The sequence below is a fragment of the Providencia sp. PROV269 genome, from assembly GCF_028477785.1.
Lineage (GTDB): Bacteria > Pseudomonadota > Gammaproteobacteria > Enterobacterales > Enterobacteriaceae > Providencia > Providencia rettgeri.
The window spans coordinates 100,848-115,406 of sequence record NZ_JAMPLV010000013.1; the positions used below are offsets into that span (position 1 = coordinate 100,848).

The window sequence follows — 14,559 nt, forward strand, 5'->3', positions numbered from 1 at the left end:
TATAAAAACAGAGTTTATATTAAGTTAAATTTATATAATTCAGATTTTCGCTAAATAAAACGTGGCTTTTATTAAAGATAAGAACAAAAGATAAAATTCAAATTTACTAATAATAATTGTGTTTTTTTTTGATTCTCATTGTTTGTATTGTGGAAAACTAATGCCCCAAATTTTTATGCTCAAGCGAGTCATATCACAGTAAAGGATATAACCAATATCGATACTTGATGCTTGAATCATAGGCATTTTTTGACTGTATCATAATAAATAATTTGTATACAAGATGATTCTTCACTAAAAAATTAAACCCATATAGAGAGTAATTTTACGAAGATATGTAATATGGAATACATTACTGAATTTGTTCGAGCAAATTTGAATTTATAATGAATAGTTCTGCACTAGGCTAAATTGAGATTCTTTAAGAAAAAGTGATTAGAATAATTTATAAAATATATAGTGGTCATGCATTTTTCTAATAATTTAAATAGCGGTAGCATTTCATTTATCATAGTTTGTAATAGTTATTGTACTTTTTTTAAACAAAAAATTGGGGTGATTAAATTAAAAATAACTCAATCAAATTTAGTCTCTGTGCCTATCTTATAAATAGTCCTTGAGCATATTGTTGCTTGATAGCCATTCTTTTGCGTGTTGATTTGCATTAATCGAATTGTTATAGCTTTCAAGTGATATAGCTCATTATAAGAAATAAAGTAAAAGAGAATAACTTTCTCTTATATGCCTATTGTGCAGTATAAGAAGAGGAAAAATAGGTATGAGTACTAGGGTTCATGTTAAATCAACGACAGAATATCTACTAAATAATTACATTGCGTGATGATATATTTAACTTTAATAAAACATTTATTGTTTTGTTTTAGTGGGTTATGTATTTTTTATGGATTGGTCGGTTGTGGAAGATAAACAAAATAATAATATTGTGACGGCTCGCTCATTTATGGGAAACGCATCAACATTATGAATTAAAAGGAAATTAATTCTTTAATAGAAAATTTTTCTCTTAATTTGAATAAAGACACCAATTTTTAGAAAAAATTTTCTATTTCCCTATGGCATATTCTTTTTAGCAACAAATATAAAGATATCACTTTTATTTTACTATATTGGGTTTTAGATTATGACTAAGAATATTGCTACAATTTTAATTCATGGTGGAAAGCAGCAAGATACCGTTAATCATGCTATTTTCCCTGCTATTACAACAGCCAGTACTTTTGTTCAGCAAAGTTTAACAGAGCATGGTGAATATTGTTATTCACGTTGCAGCAACCCAACGCGTTATGCATATGAAACCTTATTAGCAGAAATTGAAGGTGGAAGTTATGCAACAGCAACCTCATCCGGTGTGGCGGCTTCAAGTTTAGTCTTAAATTTATTACCAAAAGACTCGCATATTATTGCGATGAAAGGTGTTTATGGTGGAACATTTCGGTTATTTGAACGAGTTTCAACCATTAATAGCGGTCATCAAATAGATTATGTAGATTTGAATAACCTTGATGAAGTTAAAACAAAAATAAAAGAGAATACGCGTTTAATTTGGATTGAAAGCCCAACTAATCCATTATTGGAGTTAGTTGATATCAATGCGATTTGTTCACTTGCAAAAAAACATAATATTTTGACTTGTGTTGATAATACATTTGCAACAGCTTGGAACCAAAAGCCGTTAGAATTAGGTGCTGATTTAGTGATGCTATCGGCAAGTAAATATATTGGCGGTCATTCCGATTTAATTGGTGGTGCTGTGATCACCCAAAGGGAAGACTTAGCCAGCCGCCTTGATTTTCTAAAAACGACTTTAGGAGCAATTGCTTCTCCTTTTGACGCCTACCTTGCTTTACGTGGATTAAAAACATTAGCGTTACGTATGGCGGCACAATGCAGCAATGCAGCGCAAGTTGCTAGCTATTTGTCTACGCACCCGAAAGTGGAACAGGTTTATTACCCAGGATTAGCTTCACATCCTCAATATGAATTATGTAAAAAGCAAATGCGTACAGGTGGAGCAGTTGTGACAATTAAATTGAAAGGGGATATTGAAGATACTAAAACGTTTTTATCTAAAGTTAATTACTTTGTATTAGCCGAATCATTGGGTGGTGTTGAAAGCATGGTAAACCATTCGGCAACGATGTCACATGGGTCGATGACAAAAGAAGAAAGGGAAAGTATCCATGTATATGACACCACATTACGTTTATCTGTAGGTATTGAAGATATCACTGACTTATTAAATGATTTAGAAAACGCACTATCTTAATTTATTAAAATCAAAATAAAATTAAAATATAATAAGAGAGCATCTAATGAATGATTATGGAATTTGGACCATCGTCACGCCAATGGTGACGATACTTTTAGCCATTTTTACACGACAAGTTATATTATCGTTATTGCTGGGGATTATAGTTGGTTTTACCGTTATATATGACCATAATATATTATTGGGTATAAACGGAACGCTCGATGGTATTATTAATACGTTTGCATCACCGGGAAATACAAAAACTATCCTATTTATGGTAATGATTGGCGGTATTATGCGGCTAGTCGTTGTTACTGGTGGTGTGCGATCATTAGTTAAATTATTAACAAATAAAACAAGGTTAATTAAAAATAAAAAAGCTGTTCAATTAATGGCGATGATTATTACATCATTAATTTTTATTGAAAGTTCAATTAACCAATTAATTGCTGGAGCATCAACAAAAACATTAGCGAAGAAATACGGTGTTTCGCCAGAAAAAATGTCCTATATTGTACAAACTTCCTGCGTATCAGTTTGTTCATCAGCCATGATTAACGGCTGGGGAGCGGCAATGATGGGTGTTATTGGTGTACAAATATCTAAAGGTTTAATTACTGGAGAGCCATTTGAAATTTTAGCAGGCTCAATGGTATTTAATATCATGGCGTGGTTTTCTTTAGCTTCAGTATTATTTTATATTTTCTCCAATGTTTCTTGGGGACCAATGAAAAAAGCGGATTTACGCGCAGAGCAGCAAGCTTTAACTTTATTGTCTGCTGAAGAAACTGAGCAGGATGATGAAGATATTATTGAGCATCCTAATTGCCATACCTCTCTTAACTTTTTTATTCCAATTTTATCAACAGTATTAATGGTACCTATTGCGCTTTATATCACTGGTAATGGTGATTTTAGTAAAGGTAGTGGCTCAACATCGGTATATTGGGGAGTCATGTTTGGAACTTTAGTCTCTTTTGTGTGGTTCTTAGCGCGTCGTGTGCTTAATATTGAGACTTTCTTTAAAGAGTTATACATCGGCTATGCCAGCATGGTAAAAATTAGTTCAGTGATGATCCTCGCTTTTTTAATGGGAACCGTTTCTTCAGATTTAAACACTGGTGCTTATATAGCTGAAATTACCTCTGGTGTCATTTCACCGGCTTTCTCAATCGGTTTTATATTTTTAATTAGTGCGGTGATGTCATTAGCAACTGGAACATCGTGGGGGACATTTGCGATTATGATCCCAATCGGTGTGCAATTAGGGCTTTCAGTCGGAATGCCTGTTGAATATATGATTGGTGCCGCAATAGCAGGTTCAATTTATGGGGATATGACATCACCCATTTCCAGTGATGCGATTGTGGCCTCTATGGCAACAGATTGTGACCATATTGAGCATATTCGTACCCAAATGCCTTATGCCACGGTGACTGCCGCTTTTGCGCTGATGGTTTATCTCTATTTAGGTTTCACATATTAATAAGGTGAATAATATAATGAGCATTAAACAACGATTAGCTGCAATAAATAAAATAGATCTACTTCAAGGACCAACACCGTTAGCAAAATTAAATAATCTTTCAGAATATTTAGGCCGTGATATTTATATTAAGCGTGACGATATGACCCCCCTAGCAATGGGGGGCAATAAACTGCGAAAATTGGAATATATTATTGCAGATGCGATACAAAAAAAGTCTAAGGTGATTGTTACGGCAGGGGCTATTCAATCAAACCATGTTCGCCAAACAGCTGCAATAGCATCAATGTATGGTCTGGAATGTGTCGCATTATTAGAAAACCCATTACAGAGTTTGAATTCATTATTTTTAACAAATGGTAATAAACAACTGACAGATTTATTTAATGCCCGCTGTTATTTTTGTGATGAGTTAACCGACCCAAGCTTACAAATGCAAGCGTTAGTTGAATCCCTTAGATTGCAAGATGCTTATATTGTACCTATTGGTGGTTCTAATGCTTTAGGGTCATTAGGTTATGTTAATTGTGCATTAGAAGTTGCCGAGCAGACTCCTAAAGATATTGAATTTGCCGCAGTTATTGTTGCTTCTGGTAGCGCAGGAACGCATGCAGGGCTAGCTATGGGATTACAATCGGTATTTCCTCAAACTCCAGTGATAGGTGTTACCGTTTCAAGAACAGTTGCGCAGCAACAACCTAAGGTAGAAACCTTACAGCAGGAAATTGGTAAATTATTAAACCTGACAGATTTTCCTAAAGTGAATCTGTGGGATCAGTATTTTTCACCTTGCTATGGTCAGCCGAATAACAAGGGCCAACAAGCCATTGAGCTATTAGCTCAAAAAGAAGGAATACTACTTGACCCTGTGTATACCGGTAAAGCCATGGCGGGTTTAGTTGATCATATTTTAAAAGAAAGTATTGATGGCAATCAGCCATTACTTTTTATTCATACTGGCGGAGCACCCGCTATTTTTGCTTATTCTGAAATCAATGTAGCAACGATTAAATAGACTTTTGATAATGCGATTTACTTATGAAAATTAATACCAAGGTTATTCATGGTTACCCCATGACAGATAAATATACCGGAAGTTCTTCTATTCCGTTATATCAATCATCCACATTTTCACAAGCCAATATTGAGGAAAGTTACGACCATATTTATTCGCGTTTTTCCAATCCAACAAGAGATGCATTAAGTGAGGCAATTTGCGCGATTGAAAACGCGAAATTTGCTGAGATTTTTTCATCAGGAATGGCAGCAATAAGCGCAGTATTACTTAATTTTAGCCAGGGTGACCATATTGTTGCTTGCAAAAATATTTACGGTGGTTCTTTCCAGTTAATGACTGAATTTCTGCCTCGTTATGGCATTTCAGTGACATTTGTTGATGCGACTAACCCAATGAACTATCAGCAAGCAATAACGGAGAATACCAAAGCGTTTTATATTGAAACGCCATCTAACCCCACATTACAAGTGACTGATTTAAAATCTGTTATTGAAATTGCGCAACAGCATAATATTATTACCATCTGTGACAATACCTTTATGACGCCATTGTTATCAGATGTTATCTCTCTTGGAATTGATTTTTCTATTAATAGTGCGACTAAATTTATAAATGGCCATAGTGATGTGATCTTGGGGACAGTAGCAACGAATAACCCTGAATATGCGAGGTGGTTACATAAGTCTGCGGTGGCTATTGGCAGTATTGCAGCTCCATTTGATAGCTGGCTGACGATGCGTGGTTTAAAATCAATGGCAATGCGAGTTGAACGAGCTAGTGAAAATGCGCAAAAGCTTGCAGAATATCTGAATGAGCACCCAAAAGTACAACGCGTTTTTTATCCGGGGTTAGCTTCACACCCAAACCATATGATTCATATGCAACAGTCCAAAAATGGCGGAATGGTGGTTTCCTTTGATTTGGGTAGCTATGACAATGTAAAACAATTTTTAGAAGCAATTCGTATTCCACTCGTTGCGGTCAGCTTAGGGGGAATTGAATCAATTATTTCCTACCCTAAAATGATGTCTCATGCGTGTATCCCTGAAGAGGAAAGATTACTGCAAGGCGTAACGGATGGATTATTGCGGTTCTCATTGGGCTGTGAAGATATAGATGATTTACTCGCTGATGCCGATTTTGCTTTATCGCAGGTACAGTAATTAGGCCATTAGTAACGCATTTTTACTTCTGAGTGATACCTACCACACACCTAAAAAACGCCCATAATATTTTAAGCCCTCTAAATAGTCTGATTTATTTAGAGGGTTTTTACTTCACAAAATGCATATTTGAACGATATAAAACTAAAGACAAAGCTCTTTATTCGCTGGGGTTAATTGAGCGCTTTGTTGGATATGTCTTAAAGTTTCTGTCGCCAGCAGCGCAGTGGCTTCATAAAAAGCATTCCCGCTTTGCAATTGCATTTTTTCTAAATAGCGATATACCCAAGGTAAAAAATGTATTTCTAGTAATTCACGTAACAGTTCTGGTTTATTTTCAATCACCCAGGCAGTGAGAAGAAATATTAGCCCCACATGATCTTCGGGTTCTTTTTGATTTAATTCAATATTGATTTGGTTATTACGAAGCCATGCTCTTAATTCAAGTGTCGAAATACCAAAAATAACATTTTCTTTATCAAGATAAACAGAACCCCAAGGTGGTGCAGGTAATGCATAAGGGCCAATAAATAAGCGCTGGTAGGCTTCTTGTAAAGTTTCTGATTCAGAAAGACTATCTTGAAAAAGTTTATCAATACGTTGGCAATCATAATCCTGAGTAAATGGCCACTCAGCTAACCATTCGCTCGTCGTAAATAAATCAATTAGTTTATTTACGCGTGCATCAGAAGGGTCATAATAAAATAATGCCCCCAAAGTTTGCGCGCAAAGCGAAAAATCTGCCAATAATTTTTGTTCCATATTTGTCCACTTGCTATGTTGATGATGACGCTTTGGTGCGATCGTAGCGAAACATGCGATTGTTGTCGATGATAAGAAGGTAATTAGCCCCCTTATCATCGTAAAAACAATGGAATAGTCGTTATCCGGCGATAGCCATACCTACCGTCATATGTAGCCCGTAGAAAATGCCTCTACCAATCAATTCACCAAAAATCACCAATAATACGGCGACTAATAGCCCGATAATTGAAGGGTTTTTCATTTTAACATGTGGGTAAATCCAGAAAGCTAGCCCTAATGTTAAGCAAACAGTACGCCAACCCATCAGTGAAGCATAATCTGGAACAAGCTCTGATGCTTTCTGTACAGAGCTTTGGATAGAGCCTAATTCAAACCCCTGTGCCGTCACCAAAATACTACTCGCAACCACTGCAACAATACTGATTAATGTAAAGAAACGGACGTTATTGATATCATAGCTTGCTATGCGTAATAAAAATGCGGCAAGAACAGGCCCTGCAATAAAGCTGGTTAGGATAAATTGCAAACTACCATAGTGATTAAACCAAGTTGGGACGGTATCAATTTGGTAAACGCGGGATATGGCATAAATAAATATTGCCGCAAAAATGATAGTGATAATTAACCAAATAGTACCAATAGACTTGGGCATTTTTTTCAATAATGACAGTAACCAATATATTCCACCTAAGGCAAAGAATATTGAGCCACTGACTATTTCGTTACTCAGAGCGGAATGACCAACACGTATCATTGAATTGAAGGCACGCATCGGCGAACCCATATGCAACATGGATAGTAAAAAGCCAATTCCCATTAACGCCCACAAACCAAACATGCTCATCACTATTTTATGATGCTGCTCTTGTAAGGGTTTTATTAACAATACCAGAGCCATGAGAATAAATGCACCAGCAACACTTTGGCCTATAACAGTGAAGAAGATTAACGGATATTCATGTAAGCCTGCGCCCATTTTAAACTTCCTCCGGATTCGCTAAATAACCTGTGGTGTCACCAACAGGGCGACAATTTGCATTGAGATTTAACACAATATTGGGTTTGGTATAATGTGCAGCGGGTAGAGGTGCTATCTCATTGATTGTGCCGTATTTTGCACGTAGTTCTTCAATGGGCCCAAAATCTAATGCACGTAGCGGGCAAGACTCAACACAAATGGGTTTTTTGCCTTCAGCCACACGTTCATAGCAGCCATCACATTTAGTCATATGCCCTTTAACTGCATCAAACTGAGGTGCACTATAAGGACATGCCATATGGCAATAACGGCAACCAATACAAACACTTTCATCGACAATGACAAAGCCGTCCTCACGTTTGTGCATCGCGCCACTTGGACAAACTTTAACGCAAGCAGGGTCCTCACAATGGTTGCATGAAATGGAAAGATAATAAGAGAATACATTTTGATGCCATGCACCATCTTGCTCTGTCCAGTCGCCGCCTGCATATTCATAAATACGACGGAAATGAACATCAGCGGATAAGTTTTTAAAATCTTTACAGGCGAGTTCGCACGTTTTGCAGCCCGTACAGCGTTGTGTATCAATATAAAAACCATATTGTTGTGACATACCGGGCTCCTTATAGTTTTGCAATTTCAACTAAGTTAGTATGCTGAGGGTTCCCCTTAGCAAGCGGTGAAGGGCGTTGAGTCGTGAGGACATTAATACACCCGCCTTGGTCTACTTTTTTGCCAAACATATCGGCATCTAACCAAGCCCCTTGGCCCATAGCAGTCACGCCTGGCATGATCCGTGGTGTCACTTTCGCTGGAATATGAACTTCACCTCGGTCATTGAAAACCTTGACCATATCACCCTGTTTAATACCACGTGCTTTGGCATCTATAGGGTTAATCCATATTTCTTGGCGACAAGCTTGTTTTAAGATATCAATGTTGCCATAACTTGAGTGTGTTCTGGCTTTATAGTGAAACCCTGTCATTTGTAATGGGTATTTTTTATTAAGACTATCGGTATGGCTTTCAAAGCCTTCGGTATAAATTGGCAGCGGGTCAATCACATCATCTGGTGCTAATTGCCATGTTTTTGCTATTTCAGCTAGGCTTTCTGAGTAAATTTCTATTTTTCCTGAAGGCGTCTTCAGTGGATTAGCTTGAGGGTTATCTCGGAAGGCTTTAAATCCAATGACATGCTCATCTGGGCATTTGTGCTTGAAAATACCCACGGTTTTCATTTCTTCATAAGTTGGCATATCAGGGAAGCGTTCGCGACTTTTTTCACATAAATATTTAACCCATTCGTGTTGGGTGCGGCCTTCGGTAAATTTCTGTTCGACATCAGGGCCTAAGCGTTTAGCTATTTCTGACAAAATTTCATAGATGGGCTTACGCTCAAATTTAGCGCTAGTGGCTGGTTGGCCTAAGATCATGTACGACATGTTTCCTGCGGACTCGCTAGGAATAAGATCTTCTTGTTCGGTAGGCATTAAATCAGGTAGTAAAATATCGCAATATTTTGCAGAGGCCGTCATGAAGTGGTCGATGCCGACAATCATTTCGCATTTGCTGTCATCTTGTAAAATTTCATGGGTGCGAGCGATATCACTATGCTGATTTATCAATGTATTACTGGCATAGCACCATAAAAATTTAATGGGAACATCTAATTTATCTTTCCCTTTGATACCATCATGAATAGCTGTCATTTCGGTACCGCGTTCGATGGCATCAGTCCATGTGAAAACAGAAATCTGAGTTTTTACTGGGTTATCGAGCATCGGGAACCATTCAACACCGGAATCATAAGTACCTTCACGACAGCCTGAATTTCCACCACTAATGCCAACATTACCAGTAATAATGGCTAACATGGCAATTGCTCGAACGGTTTGTTCACCATTTGAATGACGTTGAGGACCCCAACCTTGAACAATATAAGCGGGTTTTGCTTGGCCTATTTCACGGGCTAACTTAATGATTTTATCTGCTGGGATACCTGTAATTTTAGCGGCCCACTGTGGTGTTTTAGCTATACCATCAGCACCTTGGCCTAAAATATACGCTTTATAGTGACCATTTTTAGGTGCCGAAGCTGGCAAGGTTTTTTCGTCATAGCCGATACAGTATTTATCGACAAATTCTTGGTCGACCATATCCTCAGTAATAATCACGTAAGCCAATGCGGCAGCAAGTGCACCATCAGTACCAGGACGAATAGGTAACCATTTATCTTCTCTACCAGAAGCAGTGTCATTATAACGAGGGTCAATGACTATCATGCGCGCATTTGAACGTTCGCGCGCTTGTTCGACATAATAAGTGACACCTCCGCCACTCATACGAGTTTCGGCAGGGTTATTACCAAACATCACAACTAGTTTTGTATTTGCAATATCATCGGGGCTATTTGCTTCTTGGGAGCCGTATAGGTAATTCATACCTGCACGAATTTGTGCAGTACTATAACTGCCGTAGCGGCTCAGGAAACCACCACATGAATTCATTAAGCGATAAGGAACATTTGAGTTGGTGATATTACCGCCATCAACGCCAGTACCATATAAAACGTGAACGGCTTCATTACCATAATTTTTTAGAATATCGCGTAAGCTATTACCAACAGTATCAAGGGCTTCTTCCCATGAAATTCGGACAAATTTGCCTTCACCACGTTTACCCACACGTTTCATTGGGTATTTCAATCTATCTGGGTGATTCATTCTTCTGCGGATTGAGCGACCACGCAGGCAAGCTCTGACTTGATGATTACCATATTCATCTTTTCCCGTGGTATCAGATTCAACCCAATATACCTCATCGTCACGCACATGGAGGCGTAATAGGCAACGGCTACCACAATTAACGGTACATGAACTCCAAACGGCTTTTTCTTCAGGGGATGTTGAGTTTTGAGAGGTATCGATTGCTTTTGCATTAAAAGGAAGTGATAAACCGCCAACTGCAGCAAATAAACCGCCAGCAGCGCCAGATTTCACGACATTGCGCCTTGAGATAGGGCTATTTAATAATTTATTTTTTGTATTCATTGATATTAGCCTTTATGACCATATTAAATATAGTGTTATTCAGGGGCTATCTTACTCTGACATATTTAGTTTTTTTTGCGCCATATCAACGAAGTTATATTTGCAAAACTGGTAACTTTTTTATAATAAATAAATATTAATGATAATTGATATCATTATAACGTTATGAATAAAAACAGGTTTTATTTTTATTGCTCGTGTCTAAAAATTTAGAAATGTTAATATTGAGTTTTGTAGAGAAAATATTTCTCTCGGTAAGGCCATTTTCGGAAAATAGGGAGAAGACTTTTAGTCATATAGTTGGAAAATAATAATAAATTTCTCTAGGAACATTGATTGCTCTGAAAAAACAATAAAATTTATTATTATTTTTTGGAATGAAAAATAAATACAGAATAACTAACTATAAAGTGAACATCTAATATCCAATTAAGGTGTACTTTTTTATTGAAAATAATTGTTATTATCAGTGTTGGTTAATTAAATTCAATATTGAGAGTGATAGATTGAGCAAAACCTGCTGGTGGCTTACCGACAGAGCGGCTTTTTTGTACTGCAAGTAAAGCGGCTTGATCTAATAAATCATTTCCTGAACTGCTTGCTAAGCGAATTAAACTAATTTCTCCGGTTTGGCTTAATTGAAATTGAATAGTTGCGATACCACGGTTTTTCATTTTTTTTGCGCGGCGAGGGTATTGCTTGTTTCGCTCAACTTCTTGGCGCAGTTTTTCTCGATAGGCATTAATTAGTTGGCTATTCGTGTCACTAGTCGCATGTTGGTTTTTGGGGCCTTTAATTCCTGCTGATTGAGAAGAAACAAGGTCACCGGCTTTTTGTTGTTGTGCGATTGGCAAATCATTTTTAATTTCGGAATCAGCTTGTTTGCTGGGGTTTTCAGTTCTTTTAGTGAGTTCTTTGGGTTTTACGGGTTCTTTTTGTGTTTTGATCACCTTTTTTTGCTTTTTAGGCACAACAACGGCGGCATTTTCAATAATTGGGCTGGGTTCTATTTTTACCTCACTAGGGAGTTCTATCGGTTGAAGGAGCTCTTCAGGTTCTGCAACGTTAACCGCTTGAGTTAATGCGATCGATATAATCGGCGCATCCTGTTGTGCTTGGTTTTTTAAGGATAATGATTGAGCCGTAACATAGGTTAAGTACCCAATAACAAGAATATGCAGGGTTATGGATAGCGTAAAAGTGATTAATTTTCGACTCATCATAAGACCTCAATATTCTTTCTTGTTGAACCTAAAGAGGGTAGACCAAAACAGGTCTTAAGTAGTTATGCTTGAGTTATAACTCATAAGATAAAATAACGATTCGAATTATATGTTAATAATTATCAATTGCAAATGATAGTTATTATCAACTTTGATGGGTATATGTTATTTACTATTAATGCATTGATTTTTAATAATATAATTTTAAAATGAAAAAGGCTTGGTGAGTCACCAAGCCTTAATAAGATTAATTGTGTGATAAATCAGTTAAATATCATTCTCTATTTTATTATTTTGTCTGGCTCCTGCTTAAGTGTTGCTGTACAGCGTATTTGATAGAAGGGGATTGGTTGTTTTCGGTAAAACTCAACGCGACTGCGGCTTTTTCATGTCCATCCATTGCTAAAAAACTTTTGCTGATACCATTAATTTTATCTGTTGCTAAATTACCAGCTTTTAGATGTGAATTAATGGCTGCTTGGTTCGCTGCGGACATATTATTTTCATTAAAACTTAATGCAGTAGTGGCTTTTTCATGCGAATTCATCTGTGCAAAAGATTTCGTAATACCTTGGATACCATTAGGTGATAAATTAGCGGCTTTTGCATGGTTAGCAATAGCGATTTGGTTTGCATAAGCGGTATTATTTTCAATAAAACTGAGTGAAATAATGGCATTTTTATGGGTGGTTACGTCTGCTTGAGCACTTAAATTAAATACCAGAAAAAGTGCAGAAGAAATAAATAGTTTGTTCATCTGAATACCTTTAAATAACATTGCCTAAACTTTGGACAAAATAATGGATAACTTTATATAAATGAGTTCTAAAAAATGAAGGAATTTAATGTTTAACTTCTATTTACTGCACTCGAACTTAGGTCTGTTATTGATAGATAAACGCATCTAAGTAGTATTTTTATAAAGTTATCGTAGGACTAATCATTACGATGGCGTCAATATAGGTGATCATGTTCAATGATGAAATTGACATCTATGCATATGATGAGTGCATAAAACGCATTCATCATTTTGCAAAAAAAAAAGAGAGAATTATTTCGGCGTGTTTATCGTATTTATGATACATAAATAACACCGTATAGATAAGCTACACGGTGTTTGAATATTTAATTAAAATTAAGAACGTTTAACCGCTGTTTCTGAGACGCGTATTGCATTTTCTTTATTCGCAAACCAACGCTCACGTAAGATGTCATATACAAGATTAAACGCATAAGTATAAAATAAGAAAAAGGCAAAAAAGCCGATTTCAAGTAAGAATGCGTCTAAGAATGACATTTTAAGTAAAAACGCCAGCATTGGTACACCCATGATCACAAAGCTCAATTCAAATCCAACGGCGTGAAAAATGCGTACTTTGGCTGGGCGAGGCCCTTTGGATAAGGGCCAATAACGATCAAAGACCATGTTATAAAATAAGTTTAATAGCATTGCCAGTGTCGACAAGACAATAGCGACTGTTCCCATTTGGAAAATTGAGCGTCCTAAAAGCCACGCACTGACCGGTGCAGTTATCGCGATCGCGATGACTTCAAATGAAACTGCATGAAAAATTCGTTCAGTTAATGTTTTTGTATACTTGCTCATAACTACCTCAAAGATATGGAAAATTATTTTTTGGGTAAAAATCGGGTGCAATTATTTGCTTTTTTTTATATATATACAAAATGGCAGCCATCGGAAAAAGCGATACCTTATGAATTATTCTATAGAAACATTGCGTACCTTTGTGGAGGCGGCATCCCTAAGGTCATTCTCTGCTGCGGCTCGTAAATTAAATAAAAGCCAATCAACTGTGAGTACGACAATCAGTGGTTTTGAAGACGACTTGGGCTTTTTGTTATTCGATAGGCAGGGACGTGAATCAACATTAACTTTTGCAGGTAGAAAAGTTTTGAGTTTAGTTGAGGATATTTTATCGGCAGATGAGCGTCTTCAAGCGCTTCGAGTTGAACTGCTACCAGATATAGAACCAAGATTAAGCTGCGCTTTTTCAGATATTTATCAGCCCCCTCATGCTGAACATATTGTAACGACATTAGATAGACAATTTCCGCATCTTGAGTTCGAGTTTTTAATTGCAGAAAATAATGCCGTTATTGAAATGATCCAAAACCAACAGGCTCATGTTGGTATGATGGAATCTCGAACAGAATATCCTGCAGATATTTCTTTTTCTCGTTTACCTATTCAAGGTGAATTAGGTTTATATGTATTAAATAGCCATCCATTAGCTAAAGAGAAAAAAATTACTTATCAGCATTTAACAATGACACGCCAACTACGGCTAAGCAGTAGTAGCCAAATTATTATTAATAGTGAAAAGAACTGGTTTGCGCCAAATTATTTACTATTATTAGAAATGGCAGAACAAGGAGCTGGATGGGCAATATTACCGACATGGTTAGTTAAGCAATTTGGCCATAACCGTTTAGTGAGTATTAATTATGATTTATGGCCACGTAAAATTGATGTGGATTTAGTTTGGTCTAAGAATAATCCACCGGGAAAAGCGGGTTACTGGCTGATTAATAAATTACTTAATAGCTAAATTTAAGGAGATTAATTTTAAAATCAATGT

Annotated in this window: 12 protein-coding genes; 5 read left to right on the forward strand and 7 right to left on the reverse strand. The window is 36.7% G+C overall.

From position 1 onward, the window contains the following. The first annotated feature begins 1,141 nt into the window (after positions 1 to 1,141). From PR683_RS15350 to PR683_RS15365, 4 genes are read left to right on the forward strand one after another with little or no spacing between them, the layout of a single operon-like run. Positions 1,142 to 2,287, forward strand: a complete 1,146-nt coding sequence (locus PR683_RS15350; RefSeq protein WP_109912728.1) for a trans-sulfuration enzyme family protein — start codon at positions 1,142 to 1,144, stop codon at positions 2,285 to 2,287. Between the two features lie 46 nt (positions 2,288 to 2,333). Next, a complete protein-coding gene (locus PR683_RS15355; protein WP_109912727.1) occupies positions 2,334 to 3,758 on the forward strand; it encodes a Na+/H+ antiporter NhaC family protein in 1,425 nt (474 codons plus the stop codon). A 16-nt stretch (positions 3,759 to 3,774) separates the two neighbouring features. Next, positions 3,775 to 4,773 carry a D-cysteine desulfhydrase gene (locus tag PR683_RS15360; RefSeq protein ID WP_109912726.1) on the forward strand — a complete coding sequence of 333 codons (999 nt, stop codon included), beginning with the start codon at positions 3,775 to 3,777 and terminating at the stop codon, positions 4,771 to 4,773. A gap of 23 nt (positions 4,774 to 4,796) precedes the next feature. After that, positions 4,797 to 5,939: a trans-sulfuration enzyme family protein gene (locus PR683_RS15365; RefSeq protein ID WP_004913408.1), complete on the forward strand. Its 1,143-nt coding sequence runs from the start codon at positions 4,797 to 4,799 to the stop codon at positions 5,937 to 5,939. 144 nt (positions 5,940 to 6,083) lie between these two features. Here PR683_RS15365 and dmsD read toward each other — a convergent pair whose 3' ends face one another. From dmsD to PR683_RS15400, 7 genes are all read right to left on the reverse strand, one after another. Next, a complete protein-coding gene (gene dmsD / locus PR683_RS15370; RefSeq protein WP_004913405.1) occupies positions 6,084 to 6,701 on the reverse strand; it encodes a Tat proofreading chaperone DmsD in 618 nt (205 codons plus the stop codon). A 121-nt stretch (positions 6,702 to 6,822) separates the two neighbouring features. Then, positions 6,823 to 7,680 (reverse strand): DmsC/YnfH family molybdoenzyme membrane anchor subunit, encoded by an 858-nt coding sequence (locus PR683_RS15375; protein ID WP_123382338.1) that lies wholly within the window; start codon positions 7,678 to 7,680, stop codon positions 6,823 to 6,825. Between the two features lies 1 nt (position 7,681). Continuing rightward, positions 7,682 to 8,299 (reverse strand): DMSO/selenate family reductase complex B subunit, encoded by a 618-nt coding sequence (locus tag PR683_RS15380; protein ID WP_004913401.1) that lies wholly within the window; start codon positions 8,297 to 8,299, stop codon positions 7,682 to 7,684. Between the two features lie 10 nt (positions 8,300 to 8,309). After that, positions 8,310 to 10,736, reverse strand: coding sequence for a selenate/tellurate reductase subunit YnfF (gene ynfF, locus PR683_RS15385; RefSeq protein WP_419181988.1), 2,427 nt, complete (start codon positions 10,734 to 10,736; stop codon positions 8,310 to 8,312). 476 nt (positions 10,737 to 11,212) lie between these two features. Beyond that, complete coding sequence (locus tag PR683_RS15390) at positions 11,213 to 11,959, reverse strand: energy transducer TonB (protein ID WP_109912723.1); 747 nt, start codon at positions 11,957 to 11,959, stop codon at positions 11,213 to 11,215. Between the two features lie 289 nt (positions 11,960 to 12,248). Continuing rightward, a complete protein-coding gene (locus PR683_RS15395; RefSeq protein WP_109912722.1) occupies positions 12,249 to 12,716 on the reverse strand; it encodes a hypothetical protein in 468 nt (155 codons plus the stop codon). A gap of 378 nt (positions 12,717 to 13,094) precedes the next feature. Continuing rightward, positions 13,095 to 13,565 (reverse strand): multidrug/biocide efflux PACE transporter, encoded by a 471-nt coding sequence (locus PR683_RS15400; RefSeq protein ID WP_109912721.1) that lies wholly within the window; start codon positions 13,563 to 13,565, stop codon positions 13,095 to 13,097. Positions 13,566 to 13,674: 109 nt separating this feature from the next. On the opposite strand from PR683_RS15400, the gene PR683_RS15405 reads away from it, so the two are divergent. After that, on the forward strand, positions 13,675 to 14,529 hold the full coding sequence (locus PR683_RS15405) for a LysR family transcriptional regulator (protein ID WP_109912720.1): 855 nt from the start codon (positions 13,675 to 13,677) through the stop codon (positions 14,527 to 14,529). Positions 14,530 to 14,559: the final 30 nt, after the last annotated feature.